Origin of the sequence: Klebsiella sp. HC6, assembly GCF_022605325.1 — a bacterium.
In the GTDB taxonomy this organism is placed as follows: Bacteria; Pseudomonadota; Gammaproteobacteria; order Enterobacterales; family Enterobacteriaceae; genus Klebsiella; species Klebsiella terrigena.
The window spans coordinates 2,272,866-2,292,489 of sequence record NZ_CP093276.1 but is presented as its reverse complement, the minus strand read 5'-3'; the positions used below and the strand labels follow the sequence as shown (position 1 = coordinate 2,292,489).

The 19,624-nt window shown below is 58.1% G+C and carries 19 protein-coding genes; 10 read left to right on the top strand and 9 right to left on the bottom strand.

Annotation, left to right across the window (positions count from 1 at the left end; genetic code table 11):
* The first annotated feature begins 36 nt into the window (after positions 1-36).
* Positions 37-1,410: an MFS transporter gene (locus MMW58_RS11180; protein WP_241723366.1), complete on the top strand. Its 1,374-nt coding sequence runs from the start codon at positions 37-39 to the stop codon at positions 1,408-1,410.
* 78 nt (positions 1,411-1,488) lie between these two features.
* Here the strand turns inward: MMW58_RS11180 and htpX are convergent, their stop codons facing one another.
* From htpX to MMW58_RS11160, 4 genes are all read right to left on the bottom strand, one after another.
* Positions 1,489-2,370: a protease HtpX gene (gene htpX, locus MMW58_RS11175; protein ID WP_041146205.1), complete on the bottom strand. Its 882-nt coding sequence runs from the start codon at positions 2,368-2,370 to the stop codon at positions 1,489-1,491.
* A gap of 237 nt (positions 2,371-2,607) precedes the next feature.
* Positions 2,608-4,656 carry a carboxy terminal-processing peptidase gene (gene prc, locus MMW58_RS11170; protein ID WP_133598483.1) on the bottom strand — a complete coding sequence of 683 codons (2,049 nt, stop codon included), beginning with the start codon at positions 4,654-4,656 and terminating at the stop codon, positions 2,608-2,610.
* A 19-nt stretch (positions 4,657-4,675) separates the two neighbouring features.
* Positions 4,676-5,353, bottom strand: a complete 678-nt coding sequence (proQ, locus tag MMW58_RS11165; protein ID WP_041146207.1) for an RNA chaperone ProQ — start codon at positions 5,351-5,353, stop codon at positions 4,676-4,678.
* A 97-nt stretch (positions 5,354-5,450) separates the two neighbouring features.
* Positions 5,451-5,948 (bottom strand): GAF domain-containing protein, encoded by a 498-nt coding sequence (locus MMW58_RS11160; protein ID WP_133598485.1) that lies wholly within the window; start codon positions 5,946-5,948, stop codon positions 5,451-5,453.
* Positions 5,949-6,080: 132 nt separating this feature from the next.
* On the opposite strand from MMW58_RS11160, the gene yebS reads away from it, so the two are divergent.
* The 5 genes from yebS to MMW58_RS11135 all read left to right on the top strand — a co-directional run bounded on the left by yebS (position 6,081) and on the right by MMW58_RS11135 (position 12,171).
* Positions 6,081-7,364, top strand: a complete 1,284-nt coding sequence (gene yebS, locus MMW58_RS11155) for a membrane integrity lipid transport subunit YebS (protein ID WP_133598487.1) — start codon at positions 6,081-6,083, stop codon at positions 7,362-7,364.
* Entirely contained in the window at positions 7,333-9,966 is a 2,634-nt protein-coding gene (locus MMW58_RS11150) for a PqiB family protein (RefSeq protein ID WP_133598489.1), read from the top strand. Before yebS ends, MMW58_RS11150 begins: the two co-directional genes overlap by 32 nt.
* A 126-nt stretch (positions 9,967-10,092) precedes the next feature.
* Positions 10,093-11,526 (top strand): 16S rRNA (cytosine(1407)-C(5))-methyltransferase RsmF, encoded by a 1,434-nt coding sequence (gene rsmF / locus MMW58_RS11145; RefSeq protein WP_241723365.1) that lies wholly within the window; start codon positions 10,093-10,095, stop codon positions 11,524-11,526.
* Positions 11,527-11,641: 115 nt separating this feature from the next.
* Positions 11,642-11,881, top strand: coding sequence for a YebV family protein (locus MMW58_RS11140; RefSeq protein ID WP_045859185.1), 240 nt, complete (start codon positions 11,642-11,644; stop codon positions 11,879-11,881).
* Between the two features lie 98 nt (positions 11,882-11,979).
* A complete protein-coding gene (locus MMW58_RS11135; protein WP_133598493.1) occupies positions 11,980-12,171 on the top strand; it encodes a YdfD/YebW family protein in 192 nt (63 codons plus the stop codon).
* Here MMW58_RS11135 and pphA read toward each other — a convergent pair.
* A complete protein-coding gene (pphA, locus tag MMW58_RS11130) occupies positions 12,168-12,821 on the bottom strand; it encodes a protein-serine/threonine phosphatase (RefSeq protein WP_133598495.1) in 654 nt (217 codons plus the stop codon). The genes MMW58_RS11135 and pphA overlap by 4 nt on opposite strands.
* 163 nt (positions 12,822-12,984) lie before the next feature.
* On the opposite strand from pphA, the gene MMW58_RS11125 reads away from it, so the two are divergent.
* The gene (locus MMW58_RS11125) at positions 12,985-13,944 is read left to right on the top strand and encodes a VirK/YbjX family protein (protein ID WP_241723364.1); all 960 of its coding nucleotides are present in this window, start codon (positions 12,985-12,987) and stop codon (positions 13,942-13,944) included.
* A 105-nt stretch (positions 13,945-14,049) separates the two neighbouring features.
* Positions 14,050-14,193: an Ecr family regulatory small membrane protein gene (locus tag MMW58_RS11120; protein WP_148070661.1), complete on the top strand. Its 144-nt coding sequence runs from the start codon at positions 14,050-14,052 to the stop codon at positions 14,191-14,193.
* A 636-nt stretch (positions 14,194-14,829) separates the two neighbouring features.
* Here MMW58_RS11120 and MMW58_RS11115 read toward each other — a convergent pair.
* From MMW58_RS11115 to yobA, 3 genes are read right to left on the bottom strand one after another with little or no spacing between them, the layout of a single operon-like run.
* Complete coding sequence (locus tag MMW58_RS11115; protein WP_241723363.1) at positions 14,830-15,168, bottom strand: YebY family protein; 339 nt, start codon at positions 15,166-15,168, stop codon at positions 14,830-14,832.
* Between the two features lie 16 nt (positions 15,169-15,184).
* A complete protein-coding gene (gene copD / locus MMW58_RS11110) occupies positions 15,185-16,054 on the bottom strand; it encodes a copper homeostasis membrane protein CopD (RefSeq protein ID WP_159235711.1) in 870 nt (289 codons plus the stop codon).
* Between the two features lie 3 nt (positions 16,055-16,057).
* Positions 16,058-16,432 carry a CopC domain-containing protein YobA gene (gene yobA / locus MMW58_RS11105; protein WP_133598509.1) on the bottom strand — a complete coding sequence of 125 codons (375 nt, stop codon included), beginning with the start codon at positions 16,430-16,432 and terminating at the stop codon, positions 16,058-16,060.
* A gap of 126 nt (positions 16,433-16,558) precedes the next feature.
* Between yobA and MMW58_RS11100 the strand changes: the two genes are divergently transcribed.
* Positions 16,559-16,789 (top strand): DNA polymerase III subunit theta, encoded by a 231-nt coding sequence (locus MMW58_RS11100; RefSeq protein WP_133598511.1) that lies wholly within the window; start codon positions 16,559-16,561, stop codon positions 16,787-16,789.
* 78 nt (positions 16,790-16,867) lie between these two features.
* The gene (gene exoX, locus MMW58_RS11095) at positions 16,868-17,527 is read left to right on the top strand and encodes an exodeoxyribonuclease X (protein WP_041146220.1); all 660 of its coding nucleotides are present in this window, start codon (positions 16,868-16,870) and stop codon (positions 17,525-17,527) included.
* Between the two features lie 8 nt (positions 17,528-17,535).
* Here the strand turns inward: exoX and ptrB are convergent, their stop codons facing one another.
* A complete protein-coding gene (gene ptrB / locus MMW58_RS11090; RefSeq protein ID WP_241723362.1) occupies positions 17,536-19,596 on the bottom strand; it encodes an oligopeptidase B in 2,061 nt (686 codons plus the stop codon).
* Between the last annotated feature and the right edge of the window lie 28 nt (positions 19,597-19,624).

Genomic DNA, 19,624 nt, shown 5'->3' with positions numbered 1-19,624 from the left:
TCCAGAGAATAGTTACGATAAAGACATAAGCTTAACATGGATAAAAACGTTTCCGATGGTCTACCCCTGCCGCAGCGTTACGGCGCCATTCTGACCATTGTTTTAGGCATCGCGATGGCGGTACTCGACGGCGCCATTGCCAACGTGGCCCTGCCGACCATCGCCACCGACCTTAACGCTTCGCCCGCCGCCTCAATCTGGATAGTCAACGCTTACCAAATCGCCATCGTCATTGCGCTCCTGCCGCTCTCCTTTCTGGGTGATATGTTCGGCTATCGACGCATCTATAAAATCGGGTTACTGGTGTTTACCTTTACCTCACTGGCCTGCGCCCTCTCCCACTCGCTGGAGATGCTGACTCTCGCCCGCGTAGCCCAGGGCCTCGGCGGCGCCGCGCTGATGAGCGTGAATACCGCGCTCATTCGTCTTATCTTCCCGAAGCGCTTCCTCGGACGGGGAATGGGGATCAACTCGTTTGTGGTCGCCGTCTCATCCGCGGCCGGCCCGACGATTGCCGCCGCTATCCTCTCCGTCGCCTCCTGGCAGTGGCTGTTTTTAATCAACATTCCGCTGGGGATTATTTCGCTGACGCTCGCCGTGCGCTACCTGCCGGCCAACAGCGGCCGCAGCAGGATCACCCGCTTCGATCTCCCCAGCGCTATCATGAATGCGCTGACGTTTGGCCTGCTGATCGTCGCGCTCGGCGGCTTTGCGCAGGGGCAGTCCGGCCGGCTGGTGCTCGCTGAATTGGCCGCTATGCTGGTTATCGGGTTCTTCTTCATTCGCCACCAGCTGCGGATGCCGGTGCCGCTGCTGCCGGTTGATCTGCTGCGTATTCCGCTGTTCTCGCTCTCCATCTGCACCTCAATCTGCTCCTTCTGCGCCCAGATGCTGGCGCTGGTTTCGCTGCCCTTCTTCCTGCAGGCGACGATTGGACGCAGCGAGGTCGAGACGGGACTTCTGCTGACGCCCTGGCCGCTCGCGACCATGGTGATGGCGCCGCTGGCGGGTTATCTGATTGAGAAAATTCACGCGGGGCTGCTGGGAGCGGTCGGTCTGGCGGTCATGGCCTGCGGTCTGTTTGGCCTGGCGCTGCTGCCCTCATCGCCGTCCGACCTCGATATAATCTGGCGCATGGCGCTCTGCGGCGCGGGCTTCGGCCTGTTCCAGTCGCCGAATAACCACACTATCGTCTCATCGGCCCCGAGCCACCGCAGCGGAGGGGCCAGCGGAATGCTCGGCACCGCCCGACTGCTGGGACAAAGCACCGGCGCGGCGCTGGTCGCGCTGCTGTTCAATCTGCAGGGTAACGGCGGCACCCATACCGCGCTGCTGCTGGCCGGAGGACTGGCGGTGGTTGCGGCCACCGTTAGCGGCCTGCGCGTCACCCAGCCGCGCCCCGGACAATAGCCCGCCCGATTACGGCACAAAAAAAACCGCAGCCCGATTAAGGCTGCGGTTTTTGTTTCTGCGCTCTAAAGAAGAATGTTACTTCAGATATTCCCCGCTGCGCAGAGCTTCGATACGTTTATCCAGCGGCGGGTGCGTCATAAACAGCTCGCTCATCGATTTCGCTTTGCCGTTGATGCATAGCGCCATCATGCTGCTGGCTTCCTGCGGCTCGTAGCTGGTTTTCAAACGCTGCAGGGCGGCGATCATTTTCTCGCGACCGACCAGACGGGCAGAGCCCGCGTCCGCATGGAACTCACGGTAGCGCGAGAACCACATGGTGATGATGCTGGCCAGAATCCCAAACACCAGTTCCAGAACGGTAGCGACGGCAAAGTAAACCAGCGGGTTGCCGTTGCTGCTCTCGCCTTCGTCGCGGTTGCCGCTAAGGAATCCTGCGGCGATTTGCGCGATAACGCGCGAGATAAAGATAACGAAGGTGTTCACCACCCCCTGAATCAGGGTCATGGTCACCATATCGCCGTTGGCAATGTGGCTGATTTCATGGGCAATAACGGCTTCCGCCTCGTCACGGCTCATGTTTTGCAGCAGCCCGGTGCTGACGGCTACCAGCGAAGCGTCACGGCGTGCGCCGGTAGCAAAGGCGTTAATATCCGGCGCATGGTAGATAGCAACCTGCGGCATGCCGATGCCCGCCTGCTGCGCCTGCTGCGCGACGGTATTCATCAGCCAGCGTTCGGTTTCGTTACGCGGCTGCTCAATGACTTCCCCACCCACCGATTTTAGCGCCATCCATTTCGACATCAGCAGCGAAACGATCGAACCACCAAAACCAAAAAGCAGCGCCATGATCAGTAGCCCGGTCATGCTGCTTGACTGTATTCCCGTCAGGCTTAGCACCAGCCCGAACACCGCCATAACGGCCAGGTTGGTCAACAGGAAGAGCGCGATTCGCATCATAATTTTCTTCTAACCTCGATTTAACAAAACGCACTATGCGATTCCCCATATCGTAGGGGTACAACGTTAATTTTCAACCATCCTCCCCCGCTAAGTCACGAGAAAGACACAACTTTACATTTTGTAGCATATCGCTGACATCTGCATAATATATTGACATCGCGCGCGGGGGAATCGAGGTTTTTGACGGCAGGATCGGATAAAAAAACGGGCACAACATGTGTGCCCGTCGGGTGCTTATTTGCTAACCGGTGGCTCCACCGCCGGCTGGTCTTTCTCCAGATGGGCCAGGTCGAGCGCGATATGGACCGTTTCATCAAGATACGGATCCGGCTCCTGGTAATCCTTCGGCAGATCGTCCAGCTTCTTAAGCTGCGGTTTGCCTTCACGTTTCAGGCGATCGTTAATGCGGGCCAGACGAGTCGCATCATCCTCTTCGTTCTCTTTCTCACGCTGGGCGTAGTTCAGAGAAACGATATTGCGCTTGTCTTTCATCGCGTTATAGCGAGCAATGTCCTTCATGATGTACTGGAATTCCGGATCTTTGGCAATCCGCTCATCATGCAGCTTCAGCAAACCGGGGCCGAACGGCGTTAAGTCGCCGGACTTGACGTAGGTCGCTGCATTCACGCTATCCCACGGCAGGGCGTTATCTTCATACTGCTCGCCGGTCTCGCGATCTTCGGTGCCGGTTGGCATCATGATGTCCGGCGTTACGCCCTTACGCTGAGTACTGCCGCCGTTTATGCGGTAGAACTTCTGGATGGTGTACTGCACGGAACCCAGCGCCGGCCAGTCAGGACGCAGCATCTGATCGTAAATACGGTTCAGGGAGCGGTACTGCTGCACGGTGCCTTTACCGAAGGTTGGCTCACCGACGATCAGTCCGCGCCCGTAGTCCTGCATCGCCGCGGCGAAGATTTCAGAAGCCGAAGCGCTGAAGCGGTCAACCAGTACAACCAGCGGGCCTTTGTAGTACACGACGCCGTCGGTATCGCTGTCTTCACGCACTTTACCGTTGTTATCACGAACCTGCACTACCGGGCCAGACGGGATAAACAGGCCGGAAAGCGATACCGCCTCGGTCAGCGCCCCGCCGCCGTTGCTGCGCAGGTCGATAACGATACTGCTGACGTTCTGTTTTTCCAGCTTCTGCAGCTGAACCTTGACGTCATCCGTCAGGCCAACGTAGAAACCGGGGATATCCAGCACGCCGATTTTTTCTTTACCAACGGTTTTCACCGACATTTTAACCGCGCGATCTTCGAGACGAATTCGCTCGCGGGTTAGCGTGACGATGCGCGTTTTCGCGCCCTTGCCCGCAGGCAGCACTTCAAGACGAACCTTACTGCCCTTCGGCCCTTTAATCAGCGCCACCACGTCGTCAAGACGCCAGCCGATCACGTCAACCATGCCCTTGCCGGCCTGGCCAACGCCGACGATACGGTCGCCAACGCTAATTGACTTGCTCTTCGCCGCCGGGCCGCCGGCCACCAGCGAATTAATCACCGTATAGTCGTCGTCCATCTGCAGCACCGCGCCGATCCCTTCTAACGAAAGGCTCATTTCGGTATTGAACTGCTCGGTATTGCGCGGCGACAGGTAGTTGGTATGCGGGTCGATTTCGCGGGCAAAGGAGGTCATAACCAGCGAGAACACATCTTCACTATTGGTTTGCGCCAGACGGCGAATAGCAAACTTATAGCGGCGGGTCAGCGTTTCGCGGATCTCTTTGTCGTCTTTACCCGCAAGCTTCAGGCTCAGCTGGTCAAACTTCACCTTGGCATCCCACAGCGCGTTCAGCTCGGCCTCGTCTTTCGGCCAGGGCGACTTGCTGCGGTCAAGGTTGAAGTTATCGTTGCCGGTAAAGTCCATCGGACGCTCCAGCACCTTCAATGCGTACTGGTAGCGTTCGAAACGCCGCTTCTGTCCCAGGTTATACAGGTCGTAAAAAACGTCCAGTTTTCCGCTGCGCAGCTCGTCGCCGATTTGATTTTTCCTGGCGGCAAACTGGGCAACGTCGCTGGCCAGCAGCACGTTGTGGCTGTAATCCAGCAGGTTCAGATAGCGGTCAAAAATTTTTGCCGAGAAGGCGTTATCGAGATCGAACTGTCGATAGTGCGAACGAGTAAAGCGCGAGGTTACGCGCTCACTCACCGTCGCGTGCTGCGGCTCTTCTTTCAGCACGGGGATTTGATCGGCTCGGGTAATATCATCCGCGGCAAACGCATGGCCTGCTATTGCTAGCAGGCCCGCAAGCGCGGTGAGCTTAAAGAATGTGTTCATGCCTGGCCCGGCCTCCGTTTCAGAACACCAGGTGTTCTGCGCGTACAATCATTGACATACCAGAAGTCAGCTGTACACGAACGCCATCTTTGGTGATTTCCAGAACGGTGGCGTCCATTGCGTTATTGCCTGCTTTCACCTTCAGAGCCTGGCCGACGGACAGCACGGTCAGATCTGATACAGGAGTATGACGCTCTTCGCGCGGTGCTTTCGCAACGGCAGGACGCGGCTTACGCTGTTCGGTGCCTTCTTTGCGGCGAACCTGAGGACGCGGCTTACGCTCACGACGGGTGCCGTCTTCCTGCTGACCTGCAGCGGCAGCTGCGGCTTCGCGTTTTTTGGCCTGCTGGCCTGCACGCTGTGCCTGGACGCGAGCTTTTGCTTCTTCGAGCTGCTGACGGGCATGAGCAACGTGCTGCTCTTCCAGTTCGCCGCACGGGTTGCCGTCGAGGTCGACGCGAATCGCCCCAGGCTTAACGCCGTACAGATAGCGCCAGCTCGAAGTATAAAGACGTAAAGCGGCACGAAGCTGGGTTTTGCTGAGATTCATCTCACCCCCAACGCGCTCAACGAGATCCTGAAAAATACCGACTTTCAGGGGGCGAGCTTCACCTTCAGCGCTGAAGCACTGTGGGAAACGTTCGGCCAGAAATGCGATAACTTCTTTACTGCTATTCAACTTAGGTTGATTTTCCATGAAATTTCCTGATTACAACGGACGTAGCCAACAAGCCGCAGGCATGAACAGGCGCCATTATAATGACGCCATCGCTAAATGCTACGTTATCCGTTGATTATCCTGCGACGTGGGTGAATATTTTTTGATAGTCGGTCGCAGAAATGAGTTTTTCCAGCTGCGCTACCAGTTCCGTAAGCCCTTGTTCATCCTCAGCGGTGAAGCGGGCGTACGCGGTGCTGTCGATATCCAGGACGCCAATAATCTGACCGTTCACCCGCAGCGGGAAGACAATCTCCGAATTGCTGGCGGCATCACATGCGATATGCCCGTCAAAGGCGTGAACATCCTCCACGCGCTGCACGCGATTCTGCGAAACGGCAGAACCGCAAACGCCCCGCCCAACCGGAATTCGCACGCAGGCCAGCTTGCCCTGGAAGGGCCCCAGCACCAGCGTATCGCCTTCGAGTAGGTAGAACCCGGCCCAGTTAACCTCGGTCAGCCGCTCAAACAGCAGCGCGCTGGTATTAGAGATCGTGGCCAGAAAACTGGTTTCACCTGCCATTAATGCCTGAAAATCACGGTTCAGATCCGCGTAAAATTCTGTTTTGTTCATTATATAATCACTTAGTTGTCTTACTCTCGTACACCGACTGCCTAATAAAATAAGCATTAAATGCGTTCAGGCTCAAGATGAATTCATTCCTGGGTTAATATAGTGAAATACATTCATTGCCGTACGTAATAAATGCCACTAAAAACACCCCAGATCACGCCAGCGAAAAAGATGACCGTACATGCGGTCGGTTCGCCGCTGCCTCAGGCCCACTATCACCGCTGCCCGCAGTGCGACATTCTGTTTCGCCTGCCGGTGCTTAAGCGCAATCAGAGCGCCTGGTGCCCACGCTGCAGCGCCAAAATACGCGACGGCCGCGACTGGTCGCTTTCGCGCCTTGGCAGTATGGCGATCGCCATGATGCTGCTGATGCCTTTCGCCTGGATGGAGCCTTTACTGCGTTTGCACCTGCTCGGCGTGCGTATCGACGCTAACGTATTACAGGGCATCTGGCAAATGACCGACCAGGGGGATCCGCTGACGGCGGCGATGGTGCTATTTTGTGCCATTGGCGCGCCGGCCCTGCTGGTTATCTCCATCGCCTATCTTTGGCTAGGCAACGTGCTGGGGATGAACCTGCGCCCGGTGCTGCTGATGCTGGAGCGGCTTAAAGAGTGGGTGATGCTCGATATCTACCTGGTGGGCATCGGCGTGGCCTCGATCAAGGTCCAGGATTATGCGTTCCTGCAGCCCGGCGTCGGGCTTATCGCCTTTGTCTCATTGACGCTGCTCAGCATCCTCACGCTCATTCACATGAACGTCGAAGAGCTGTGGGAGCGATTCTATCCCGAACGCCCGGCGCTGCGCCCGGACCCGAATCTACAGGTGTGCACCGGCTGCCACTACACCGGGCACCGCGACTCCCGCGGACGCTGCCGTCGCTGCCATACGCCGCTACGCCACCGTCGGCCGCAGAGCCTGCAGAAGAGCTGGGCGGCGCTGATTGCCTCGGTGATGTTCCTGCTCCCCGCCAACCTGCTGCCGATCTCGATTATCTACGTTAACGGCGCGCGCCAGGACGATACGATCCTCTCCGGGATTATGTCGCTGGCCAACAGCAACGTCGCCATTGCCGGCGTGGTGTTTATCGCCAGTATTCTGGTGCCGTTTACCAAAGTTATTGTGTTGTTTACGCTGCTGGTCAGCATACAATTCAGGTGCGAACAGGGACTGCGCACCCGCATCCTGCTGCTGCGGCTGATTACCTGGATTGGCCGCTGGTCGATGCTCGATCTTTTCGTTATCTCATTAACCATGTCGCTGATAAACCGCGATCAACTCCTCGCTTTTACGATGGGGCCTGCTGCGGTATATTTCGGCGCCGCGGTAATATTAACTATCCTTGCTGTTGAATGGCTGGACAGCCGCTTACTTTGGGACGCACATGAGTCAGGAAACGCCCGCTTCGCCGACTGAAGCCAAAATTAAAACCAAACGTCGCATCTCGCCATTCTGGCTGCTGCCGGTCATCGCGCTGATGATCGCCATCTGGCTGATCTGGACCAGCTATAGCGATCGCGGGACGACGATCACTATCGACTTTCAGTCGGCTAACGGGATTGTCCCCGGACGCACGCCTATCCGCTATCAGGGGGTAGAAGTGGGCACGGTGCAGAATATCTCGCTGAGTAAAGACCTGAGCAAGATAGAGGTATCGGCCAGCGTCAAAAGCGATATGAAAGACGCCCTGCGCAAGGACACGCAGTTCTGGCTGGTCACGCCGAAAGCTTCCCTGGCGGGCGTTTCCGGCCTTGATGCGCTGGTCGGCGGGAACTATATCGGCATGATGCCGGGTCGGGGCGAACCTGAGGACCACTTTGTCGCCCTCGATACCCAGCCGAAATACCGTATCAACAACGGCGAGCTGATGATTCATCTCCACGCCGCGGATCTCGGCTCGCTGACCAGCGGGTCGCTGGTCTATTTCCGCAAAATTCCCGTTGGCCGGGTTTACGACTATGCGCTCAACGATAACAACCAGGGCGTCACCATTGACGTGCTGATCGAGCGCCGCTTTACCAATCTGGTCAAAAAAGGCACCCGCTTCTGGAACGTTTCCGGCGTCAAGGCCGACGTCGGAATTAGCGGCGCTAAAGTGGAGCTGGAAAGCCTTTCGGCCCTGGTTAACGGGGCGATTGCCTTCGATTCCCCCGACGATTCCAAAGTCGCTCAGCAAAACGATGAGTACGGGCTGTACGAAGATTTGGCCCACAGCCAGCGCGGCGTACTGGTGACGCTCGATTTACCCGACGGCGCGGGGCTGAAAGCCGGCTCTACGCCGCTGATGTACCAGGGCCTCGAGGTCGGACAGCTGACTAAGCTCAACCTCCAGCCGGGGAGTAAAGTCACCGGCGAGATGACCGTCGATCCCAGCGTCGTAACCCTGCTGCGCGATAAGACGCTTATTCAGATGAAAAAGCCGAAAATTTCGCTGGATAACCCAAGCCTCAGCGCCCTGCTGACCGGCAATACCTTTGAGCTGGTTCCGGGAGAGGGAGAGGCGCGCAGCCACTTCGTGGTGCTGCCGGCGGATAAATCGCTGCTGGAGGAGCCCAACGTCGCCGCCATCACGCTGACGGCAGCGGAGAGCTTCGGCATTGACGCCGGACAGCCGCTGGTGCTGCACGGCGTGAAAATCGGCCAGGTGCTGGAGCGCAGGCTGACGGCGAAAGGCGTCACCTTCCAGGTGGCCATTACGCCGGAATATCGCGATCTGGTGCACGGAGACAGCAAATTTGTGGTTAACAGCCGCCTCGACGTTAAGGTTGGCCTCGACGGCATTAAGGTGCTTGGCGCCAGCGCCAGCGAATGGGTTGACGGCGGTATCCGCATTATTCCAGGCGCCAAAGGGGCGATTCAGTCCAGCTATCCGCTGTATGCCAATATGGAAAAAGCGCAGGAGAATAGCCTGAGCGACGTCCCGACCACCACCCTGAGCCTCACGGCGGAAACGCTGCCGGATGTGCAGGAAGGCTCGGTGGTGCTCTACCGCAAGTTTGCCGTTGGCGAGGTGACCTCCGTCAGGCCGCGCAGCGACGCGTTTGATATCGATCTGCACATTCAGCCAGAATATCGTCATCTGCTCACCGGCAATAGTGTGTTCTGGGCGGAAGGCGGCGCGAAGGTCCAGCTCGACGGCAACGGCCTGACCGTGCAGGCCTCGCCGCTGGCTCGCGCCCTTAAAGGGGCGATCAGCTTTGACGATCTGAGCGGCACCAGCGCCCGGGCACGCAGCGGTAATAAACGTATTCTGTACGCTTCAGAGACCGCCGCCCGCGCGGTGGGCGGGCAGATAACCCTGCACGCCTTCGATGCGGGAAAACTCTCCTCCGGCATGCCTATCCGCTACCTGGGGATTAACATCGGCCAGATCCAATCGCTGAACCTGATCACCGCCAAAAACGAAGTGCAGGCGAAAGCCGTGCTCTACCCGGAGTACGTGGATACCTTCGCCCGCGGAGGCACCCGATTCTCGGTGATCACCCCGCAAATTTCCGCGGCGGGCGTTGAGCACCTGGATACCATCTTCCAGCCGTATATCAACGTTGAGCCAGGTCGGGGCACGCCGCGCCGCGACTTCGAAATCCAGGAAACGACCATTAGCGACTCTCGCTATATCGACGGCCTGAGCATCGTGGTTGAGGTTCCGGAAGCCGGTTCGCTGGATATCGGCACGCCGGTGCTGTTCCGCGGCCTCGAGGTGGGGACGGTCACCGGGCTGACGCTGGGATCGCTGTCGGACCGCGTGATGGTCAAACTGCGTATCAGCAAGCGTTACCAGTATCTGGTGCGTAACAACTCGGTGTTCTGGCTCTCTTCCGGCTACAACCTCGACTTTGGCCTGATTGGCGGAGTGGTGAAAACCGGGACCTTCAATCAGTTCATTCGCGGCGGCATCTCCTTTGCCACCCCGCCGGGCACGCCGCTGGCGCCAAAAGCGCAGGATGATAAACACTTCCTGCTGCTGGAGAGCGAACCGAAAGAGTGGCGCGAATGGGGCACCGCCCTGCCGCGCTAGCCCGCAGGTTGTTGGAGCTCAGCCGCCGCCCCGGCGCCTGAGCTCCGCGCTGGCTGAACGCTCCGGTGTCCGATGCCGGAGCGTTTATGGTAAACTGCGCACCCTTTTTTCTTGTGGTGCGCTCCAGTGGCTCAAAACGCTGTCTTTTTTCCTGACAAATTCCTCGCTCAAATGCGTGCGGCAATGCCGACACATCTCTCTTTCGATGATTTTATTGCCGCCTGCCAACGTCCGCTACGCCGCAGCATCCGCGTTAACACGCTGAAAACCAGCGTAGCCGACTTTCTGCAGCTGGTCGCCCCCTACGGCTGGCAGCTTACGCCGGTGCCGTGGTGCGCAGAGGGATTTTGGATAGAGCGCGAGGACGAGGAGTCCCTGCCGTTAGGCAGCACCGCCGAGCATCTCAGCGGACTCTTCTATATTCAGGAAGCCAGCTCAATGCTGCCGGTGGCCGCCCTGTTTGCCGATGGCGATATGCCGCAGCGGGTGATGGATGTCGCCGCCGCGCCGGGGTCAAAAACCACGCAAATCGCCGCCAGGATGGGGAATAAAGGCGGGATCCTCGCCAACGAATATTCCGCCAGCCGGGTCAAGGTCCTGCATGCCAATATCAGCCGCTGCGGAATAAGCAACGTTGCGCTAACGCATTTCGATGGCCGGGTATTTGGCGCCGCGCTGCCGGAGAGCTTCGATGCGATCCTGCTCGACGCCCCCTGCTCCGGTGAAGGCGTGGTGCGCAAGGATCCCGAGGCCTTGAAAAACTGGTCCCCGGAAAGCAACCAGCAGATCGCGGCAACCCAGCGTGAGCTTATCGATAGCGCCTTTCACGCCCTGCAACCGGGCGGCACGCTGGTGTACTCAACCTGCACCCTGAACCGCGAAGAAAATGAGGACGTGGTGCAGTGGCTGCTGGCGCGCTATCCGCAGGCGGTGGAGACGCTGCCTCTCGGCTCGCTCTTCCCCCAGGCCAGCGAGGCCCTGACGGCGGAGGGCTTTCTTCACGTCTTCCCGCAGATTTATGACTGCGAGGGCTTCTTCGTTGCCCGTCTGCGTAAAACCGCCGCCGTTGAACCGCTGCCGGCGCCGGGCTACAAGGTGGGTAAGTTTCCGTTTATCCCGATGAAGCGCCGGGAAAGCGCCGCCGTGTCGGACGCCGCGGCGGCCGTGGGTCTGCGCTGGGATGAGAGCCATACCCTCTGGCAGCGCGATAAGGAAATTTGGCTGTTCCCGCAGGCCATGGAAGCGTTTATTGGCAGGATCCGCTTTTCACGAATTGGCATCCGGCTGGCGGAAACGCACAACAAGGGCTTCCGCTGGCAGCACGAGGCGGTCATCGCCCTTGCCGCATCCGGGACGCCTTTTGCGCTGACGGAGAGTGAGGCCGAAGAGTGGTATCGCGGCCGCGATATTTACCCGCAAACCCCGCCGCAGCAGGACGAAGCGATCGTCACTTACCAGGGCGCAACCCTTGGTCTGGCGAAAAAAGTGGGTTCACGCCTGAAGAACAGCTATCCCCGCGAACTGGTGCGTGACGGGAAGCTATTTGCCGGCAAGGTGTGATTGAGCGCAAAAAAACAGCACTTTTTCACTGGCTATTTGCGCCCCATTGTCTACGCTGAAAAATGGCGGCCCTAACTGGTCGTACCACAATTCAGCAGACAAACGGGGTGAATTTATGAGTAAAACAAACATACGCATCGGCGCGTTTGAGATAGACGACGCCGAACTGCACGCTGAACAGCAGGGGGAGCGAACGTTAAGCATTCCCTGCAAATCCGATCCGGATTTGTGTATGCAGCTCGACGGTTGGGATGCTGACACCAGCGTTCCGGCCATTCTCGATGGCCGACATTCCGTTCTCTACCGTAAGCACTACGATCAACAATCTGACGCCTGGGTCATGCGCGTAGCCTGACTCAAAAAGAACCCGTCGCCTGAGACGGGTTATTTACCCCCCGCACTCGCTAAACTCCCCTATACTTATTAGCATGTTAACCTGAACATGTGGCCAGGATGTTTGCCTTAGTTTTGTTCATTTGTTACCTGGACGGCGGCTGCGAGGATATTGTCGTGGATGTTTACGACGACGAACGACGCTGCGTGGTCGCGATGGACGATCAGCGGATCCGCCAGGGCGGCTGCTTTCCGGTAGAAGACTTTATCGACGGCTTCTGGCGCCCCGCCAGCGAATACAGCGATTTCTAGCCTGCCTGCTGCAGCTGCACGAGGGTCAGCTCGCCGCCAAAGACGGCTCCGGTATCAATATAGTGCTGGTTATCGCCGTCGTAGCGCTGCCTGAGCGGCGTATGGCCAAACCAGAAATGATCGGCACCGCCAATCGCCCCGTGTCGCCCGGCCAGATGGTCCGTCAGGCGCTGACGGTTCCACAGGACCTGGGTAGCATCCACCGGCTGCTGCCAGCGATAGCACGCCGCCGGATAGTCCGCGTGGGCAATAACGTGGGTCTGCGAGCCGGCGCGGAGCTCAATAATCAACGGCAGCCGACGACAGCGGGCAAAGAGCGGCGCCATCTGCCGCCGCGCCTGCGACGAACTCTCCTGATACCAGCGCCCGCCGTTGAGCATCCACAGCGCCATCTTCCCGCTCTCCTGCGCCTCCAGCGCCATCTGCTCGTGGTTGCCCCGCACCGCGCGAAACCAGCGACGATCAAGGAGGCCCAGCGTTGCCGCGCTTTGCGGCCCGCGATCGATCAGATCTCCCACGGAGATAAGCAGATCCTGGTACGGGTCAAACCTGAGCAGCCGCAGCTTTGCCGCCAGCAGCGCAAGGCAGCCGTGCAGGTCTCCGACGAGCCAAATATTACGCCAGACTGAACCATCAAGATGCTGATACATATTGATCCTCCTGCCACAATTATAGCGAACTATTTCTCCTGTTCTCCTCCCTGAAACACACTTCAATAAAATTTAAACGAAACGGAAATATAGTCCGCCAGGGCATTAATCTCGCGCCTGACTCTCATTAAAATAGAAGCTAAATAACGCCGAGGTATTCATCGTGACGGACAATAGCCTGCATTCAGCCTACGTACTACAGCCACACACAAATCTAATTACCGATCTGGTGATGGGCAGACTTATTCCCGCGCCAATCTGGCAAAAGCGTAATTACCGGCTTAAGTTCCTGCTGCGAACCGCATTATTTTATACGCCAACCCGGACCATGCTGGATAATCTCGCGGCGCGGCCCAACTTCAGCCAGCTGCTCGCCGCTCAGGTGACGCTGCCGGGAAAAGTTCATCGTCAGTACCTGAGGCGCGGGCTCAACGCCGGCCAGCGCGCCGCGGCGATCGTCAGCCACTATCAGTATATCGATACCTTACCCGCCGGCCGGCTGGGTGCCGCCATGACCGCGGTGCAGGAGATGCCGCTGCTGGAGCTGCGGGGCAAAGATGACGCCCGGTTTACGCTGTCGGCCTCCTCTGCCGGGAAAGCCGAGCGCGAAGGCGAAACCACGCTTTGGCTGCGCGACGGGAACCAGACGCTGCTGGCCAGCGCGACGTTTAGCGTGGTGCGCGACCAGGAGCAGTGGCAGCTGACCATCGGCGGGCTGCAGGGGCCGCGGCGCAACGTCCCGCACGAGGTGATCAAACAGGCTACCCGCGCCTGCTACGGCCTGTTTCCTAAGCGCCTGCTGCTGGAGTTTATCTGGGCGCTGGCGGCGCAAAGCAATATCCAGGCAATTTATGGCGTGAGCGATAACGGCCACGTTTTCAGAGCATTGCGCTATCGCTTAAGTAAAGGACGCCACTTCCACGCCAGCTATGACGAGTTCTGGAAGTCTATTGAGGGCGAGGCCGACGGCGCGTGGCGCTGGCGTTTACCGCTGCGCCTTGAGCGCAAGTCTTTGGACGAGATTGCCAGCAAAAAACGGGCTGAGTATCGCCGCCGCTTCCAGCTGCTCGACGATCTGAATGCCGAGGTTATCGCCCTCACCGCCGGCTCCCGGCAGGCGTAGCTTGCCAATAAATAAACGCCGTTTTCGCAACGGCGTTTGCATCTTATCCTGCGGTTTCGTTACTATCATAACTTCTTCGTTTCCGTTCAGGTAGCCATTGAAGTTATGAGTAAAGCAGAAGCAGTGCTGTTGGCTATCGTCCTGATTATTTTGACGGCTTCCCTGTGGTTTATTTTCAGCGGCGAAATCTGGTCCCTCGTCAGTTATCTGGAAACGCGGCTATATCCCTCTTTAGTCGCTCCGGAATAACCCCTCTTTATTTACACACGCTATATGCGCGTTTTTTTCTCACACCCTCATTTTTCGCGGCATAAAAGTAAGTAAAAATAAGCCTCTGGTCGCGTTGACAGCACCTTACTCCATTTATCTTACAAAAATTTATGCCCACCCGCCTCCGCTATTGAGCGATGAATGTCGCCAGAACATGGGCGAATGGGAGCCTTTTTCACAAAACGCGCGATCGCCATCTCCTCTAACGCAAGAGGTGGAAAGCCTATCCAGCACGCTGTTTTTCTGTAAAGGAAATGTGAATGCGTTTTTTGTTGTGGTATAAGGGGAAAAGGTCGCGTCGGGAAATGAGGGATCGTCTCGGGCCTTCCTGGATAATTGCTTGAAAGATACAGATAAAAAGAGACCGAACACGATTCCTGTATTCGGTCCAGGGAAATGGCTCTTGGGAGAGAGCCGTGCGCTAAAAGTTGGCATTAATGCAGGCTAAGTCGCCTTGCCTTATAAGAATAGTTTACCGCGTCAGGTTTTCCAGTCCGCAACAAAAGTGGGCCAATAATTCCCGGTAAAATCGCGGAAACGCATAAAAAAACCGCCGTTCCTGTCGCAGGAATACGGCGGTTTTTTCATTTTAATACAGTCAGATAGTTCCAAAAATCAGCACAGTTTTTGCGCTCGCTCGATAAAGGGCGCCAGGCTCATTTTTTGCCCCGGATGCTGGGGATCATCGACCTGGATCACAGAAATCGGCTGACCGCTGGTTTTACCGGCCTTAACCTGCTCGATAGCAATATCATTTAACGGATACTGCACCAGCGTGCTGGGGTTGATGGCGAACAGCGCATTTCCCGGGCGACAGGTCAGCATCACCTCTTCACGGTTAAACGCCCAGCTCTCCTTACCGACTTCAAAGCGGCTAACGGTAATAACCTGCGGGGCCGCAAACGCGGCGCCGGAGCTTGCCAGTAACATCAGTGTCAGAACAATTTTTTTCATGATTTAACCAGTTAATTCAATAAGGTTCCCAGGTAGCAAACAGGCTGACGGCCAGCAGCGCCAGCGCCCCCAGCGCCATCTCCACCTGCGTGGTACGCAAAATGAGCCGCTCTGCCCGCGCGTCGTTCAGCGACATTCGAGGTACCAGAACATACCGATTCACCAGCGCGATTGCCACCATCCCCGCGACCAGAGCACATTTGATCAACAGCATTCTGCCCCACGGCGAAGCGCTGAAAAATCCGCCCTGGATCAGCAGCGTATTCACCATGCCGCTGGCAATGGTGCCAGCCACCGCCAGATGCCCGTAGCGCGAAAAGCGCATCATGGCGCTAATTGCCGCCTGCCGCCAGCGCCCCTGCAGCAGACGCAGGCAGTAGATAAACGGCAGCAACCCGCCAAACCAGCCGGCGACGCAGAACAGATGCACGGCATGATTGGCGCGCTGCAGCGCCCCCAGCCCGCCTTCGCTCATCGCCGCATGGCCCACGCCCGCCAGTAAAAGCAGCTGGCCGCAAAGCAGCACCAGCAGCAGTCGCGCCGAATGGTGCGGCTTAAGCCAGACGACGATAAGCGTCACCCAGGCCAGCAGAATTTGCCATACCCAGACGCTGCCAAATCGCGTGCCGGCGACGGCCTGCCAGATAGCGGGCTGCCAGACATCGGGCCAGCCCTCGCCCATCAGGCCGCCCTGCACCATTAGCATCAGCAGCGCTGAAAGCGCGCTAATCAACAGCAGATGGCGCAGCAGCGGATAAAATCGCTGCATCAGCAGGCGACGCAGCGTCGATGGCGCCCACCACGCGCCGTACAGCACGCAGCCGAAGGCCACCATCAGCGAGCCGAAGTGTACAAACCGTAGGGTGATATAGAGTGACGCGAGCATCGTTTATTTAACGGTAAAGTGGTACTGCCCTTTGGTCTTATGACCGTCGACGGAGACCACGTGCCAGTCAACGGTATAGTCACCCGGCGTTAAGGGCTGCGCCAGCGGGACCACCAGCTGCGCTTTATTATCATTGCTAAGCGCCAGCTTGCCGGTCGCCACCGCGTTTTGCTGAGGGCCGCTAAGCGTCACGCCGCTGAAGCGGGTTTCGATGCCCTCGGAAAAGCTCAGCGTCAGCGCCTGCGGCGAGGCGTTCACCGTCGAGTCCGCGGCGGGAGTTTGCTGCTGCAGGTGCGCGTGGGCCAAAGCTCCGGCGCTGGCCAGCAAACCGGCGAGAAGAGCGGCAGCGCGCAGCGCGCCTGCGGTGAGAATACGCATAATCGTCATTCCTTTTCGTTATGTATGTAGCACAGAGAATAACCCTGTATAATGGCGTAGTCGAGCCATGCGTATCAGTCTTAGGTCACGCTCGGCAAGCTTTCGGCATCATCCAGGAGAAACCCAATGGAAAATAATCTGGCAAAAATCTCGCAGGACGAGATGGACAAGGTCAACGTCGATCTTGCGGCGGCCAGCGTCGCCTTTAAAGAACGTTATAATATGCCGGTGGTCGCCGATTTGGTCGAAAGAGAGCAGCCTGCTCATCTTCGGGACTGGTTCCGCGAACGCCTGATCGCCCATCGACTGGCATCCGTTTCACTCTCGCGCCTGCCCTATGAACCCAAAACAAAATAATTCAGCCCTCCCGTGGAGACCCGGGTTGGCAAGACCGGCACATTCTATTACGCTGACCCCTTTGACCAGGAGCGCGCTATGCTACGCGTAATCGATACAGAAACCTGCGGACTGCAGGGCGGCATCGTAGAGATCGCCTCTGTCGATATTGTCGATGGCCAGATAACCAATCCGATGAGCCATTTGGTCCGCCCCGATCGCCCTATCAGCCCGCAGGCGATGGCCATTCATCACATCACCGAAGAGATGGTCGCCGACCAGCCGTGGATTGAAGAGATTGTCCCGCACTATTTGGGCAGCCCGTGGTACGTCGCCCACAACGCCAGCTTTGACCGGCGGGTGTTGCCGGAGATGCACGGCGACTGGATTTGCACCATGAAGCTGGCGCGCCGCCTGTGGCCGGGGATTAAATATAGCAACATGGGGCTCTATAAGTCGCGCAAGCTGAACGTCGCCACGCCCGCCGGCCTGCATCACCACCGCGCGCTCTATGACTGCTATATCACCGCCGCGCTGCTGCTTGATATTATCAACGTCTCCGGCTGGTCGCCTGACGATATGGCGACCATTACCGGCCGTCCGGCGCTGTTGACCACCTTTACCTTTGGCAAGTATCGCGGCAAGCCGGTGGCGGAAGTGGCGGAAAACGATCCGGGCTATCTTCGCTGGCTGTTCAACAATCTGGATCGGATGAGCCCCGAGCTGCGCTTAACTCTCAAGCACTATCTCGGGGACTAAGCGCCCCCCTAGACGTCGGCCTGGCCTGGCAGCGTGCCCTGCGCCAGGCCTATCAGAAACGCGTACTCGAGAGCCACGCCCTCATAGCTTTTAAAACGCCCCGATTTCCCGCCGTGCCCTGAGTCCATATCGGTACACAGCAGCAGCAGATTATCGTTCGTCTTCAGCGCACGCAGCTTCGCGACCCATTTTGCCGGCTCCCAGTACTGCACCTGGGAGTCGTGTAGCCCGGTGGTCACCAGCATATGCGGATAGGCCTGAGCCGTAACGTTATCGTAGGGGCTGTAGCCCTTCATATAGCGATAATAGGTCTCATCCTGCGGGTTGCCCCATTCTTCAAACTCCCCGGTCGTTAGCGGAATGGACTCGTCGAGCATGGTGGTGAGCACGTCAACAAAGGGTACCTGCGCCACCACGCCATGAAACAGCTCCGGGCGCTGGTTGATGGCCACGCCCATTAGCATCCCACCGGCGCTGCCGCCCATGCCGTAGCACAGCTGCGGATCGCCGTAGCCCTGCTTGAGCAGCGCATCGCAGACGTCGAGGTAATCGTTGAAGGTGTTGTTCTTGCAAAGAAACTTGCCGTCTTCATACCATTGCTGCCCCAGCTCGCCGCCGCCGCGCACGTGGGCGATGGCGAAAACGAAGCCGCGGTCGAGCAGGCTCAGGCGGCTGGCGCTGAAATCCGCATCCTCGCTGGCGCCGTAGGAACCGTAGGCGTAGACCAGCAGCGGGCTGGCGCCGCGGCGGAAATATTCGTGTCGGTAGACCAGCGAGACCGGCACCTCAACGCCGTCGCGGGCCCGGATCCACAGATGCTCGCTGCGGTAATGGCTGGCATCGAAACCTTTAACCTCCTGCTGCTTAAGCACCCGCCGTTCACCGGTATCCATATCGAGCTCAAATAGCGTATCCGGCGTGGTCATCGAGGAGTAACCGTAGCGTAAGCGCGCGGTTTCCGGCTCCGGATTATAGGCAAGCCAGGTGACGTAGGCCGGGTCATCAAAGGCAATCCCCACCGCTTCCCGGGTCTTACGGTTGATCTGCCGCAGGCTGGTAAGCCCGTGCTGGCGCTCCTCCACCACCAGCCAGTCGGTAAACAGCGTAAAACCTTCCAGCATCACGTCATCGCGCGGCGGGATCAGGGCCTGCCACTGCTGCTCGTCGCGCTGATGCGTAATGTAGAGACCGAAGTTTTTGCCTTCACGATTTGAGCGCAGGTAGAACGCGTGCTGATAGTGATCGAGGCTGTATTCATGATCTTTGCGCCGCGGCAGAAAGCACACCGGCTCGGCGTCGGGCATTTCAGCATTCAGCAGCCGCACTTCGCTGGTGGTCGCGCTGGCAAGATAGATAACCACGAACTGCTGCGAGGTGGTCTTGTGCACGCTGACGTAAAAGGTTTCATCCTGCTCTTCGTACACCAGCACGTCCGCGTCCGTCGGGGTGCCGACGGTATGTCGCCAGACCTGATACGGCAGCAGCGTGGTGGGGTGTTTACGGACATACCACAGGGTGCGTGAATCGTTGCTCCAGGCGAATTCCGGGGAGACGTTCTCCAGCACTTCGGGATACCAGCTGCCGTCGGCGAGGTTGCACAAACGCAGGCTGTACTGCCGCCGGGAGAGGTAATCCTCCGCCAGCGCCATCAGACCGTTGTCCGGAGAGATCCCCAGCCCACCGAGGGTGTAGAACTCGCTTTTCGCCGCGCGCTGGTTGCTATCGAGCAGCAGCTCCCACGGGTCCCACTCCTCTTTCAGCACCGACTGGCGCTGGTAAATGGCGTATTCGCAGCCCGGCTCATAGACCTGACGATAGCGATAGCCATTTTTACTATAAGGCGCGGAGACTTCGCGCTGGGGGATGCGATCGATGATCTCCTTCAGCACCCGGTCCTGCAGGCTGCGCTGGGTCTCCATCACCGCTTTGCCGTAGGCATTCTCCTCGCGCAGATACTCCAGAACCGCCGGCTGCGCGCGGTCGTCATCACGTAGCCAGAAGTAGTTATCAATACGCGTATCGCCATGTAAGGCCATAGCGTGGGGGATCCGTTTCGCTTTTGGTAGCATCTCTTTGTTCTTCTTCGGCTTAATTTAT

What these genes read in the sequence shown, in the direction of transcription:
- MMW58_RS11120 (WP_148070661.1), top strand. Translation starts at nt 14,050, where the DNA reads ATGAGTAAAGCAGAAGCAGTGCTGTTGGCTATCGTCCTGATTATTTTG.
- MMW58_RS11100 (WP_133598511.1), top strand. Translation starts at nt 16,559, where the DNA reads ATGGAAAATAATCTGGCAAAAATCTCGCAGGACGAGATGGACAAGGTC.
- MMW58_RS11140 (WP_045859185.1), top strand. Translation starts at nt 11,642, where the DNA reads ATGAGTAAAACAAACATACGCATCGGCGCGTTTGAGATAGACGACGCC.
- MMW58_RS11115 (WP_241723363.1), bottom strand. Translation starts at nt 15,168, where the DNA reads ATGAAAAAAATTGTTCTGACACTGATGTTACTGGCAAGCTCCGGCGCC.
- MMW58_RS11180 (WP_241723366.1), top strand. Translation starts at nt 37, where the DNA reads ATGGATAAAAACGTTTCCGATGGTCTACCCCTGCCGCAGCGTTACGGC.
- htpX (WP_041146205.1), bottom strand. Translation starts at nt 2,370, where the DNA reads ATGATGCGAATCGCGCTCTTCCTGTTGACCAACCTGGCCGTTATGGCG.
- MMW58_RS11160 (WP_133598485.1), bottom strand. Translation starts at nt 5,948, where the DNA reads ATGAACAAAACAGAATTTTACGCGGATCTGAACCGTGATTTTCAGGCA.
- yobA (WP_133598509.1), bottom strand. Translation starts at nt 16,432, where the DNA reads ATGCGTATTCTCACCGCAGGCGCGCTGCGCGCTGCCGCTCTTCTCGCC.
- exoX (WP_041146220.1), top strand. Translation starts at nt 16,868, where the DNA reads ATGCTACGCGTAATCGATACAGAAACCTGCGGACTGCAGGGCGGCATC.
- proQ (WP_041146207.1), bottom strand. Translation starts at nt 5,353, where the DNA reads ATGGAAAATCAACCTAAGTTGAATAGCAGTAAAGAAGTTATCGCATTT.
- yebS (WP_133598487.1), top strand. Translation starts at nt 6,081, where the DNA reads ATGCCACTAAAAACACCCCAGATCACGCCAGCGAAAAAGATGACCGTA.
- prc (WP_133598483.1), bottom strand. Translation starts at nt 4,656, where the DNA reads ATGAACACATTCTTTAAGCTCACCGCGCTTGCGGGCCTGCTAGCAATA.
- MMW58_RS11150 (WP_133598489.1), top strand. Translation starts at nt 7,333, where the DNA reads ATGAGTCAGGAAACGCCCGCTTCGCCGACTGAAGCCAAAATTAAAACC.
- pphA (WP_133598495.1), bottom strand. Translation starts at nt 12,821, where the DNA reads ATGTATCAGCATCTTGATGGTTCAGTCTGGCGTAATATTTGGCTCGTC.
- MMW58_RS11135 (WP_133598493.1), top strand. Translation starts at nt 11,980, where the DNA reads ATGTTTGCCTTAGTTTTGTTCATTTGTTACCTGGACGGCGGCTGCGAG.
- ptrB (WP_241723362.1), bottom strand. Translation starts at nt 19,596, where the DNA reads ATGCTACCAAAAGCGAAACGGATCCCCCACGCTATGGCCTTACATGGC.
- copD (WP_159235711.1), bottom strand. Translation starts at nt 16,054, where the DNA reads ATGCTCGCGTCACTCTATATCACCCTACGGTTTGTACACTTCGGCTCG.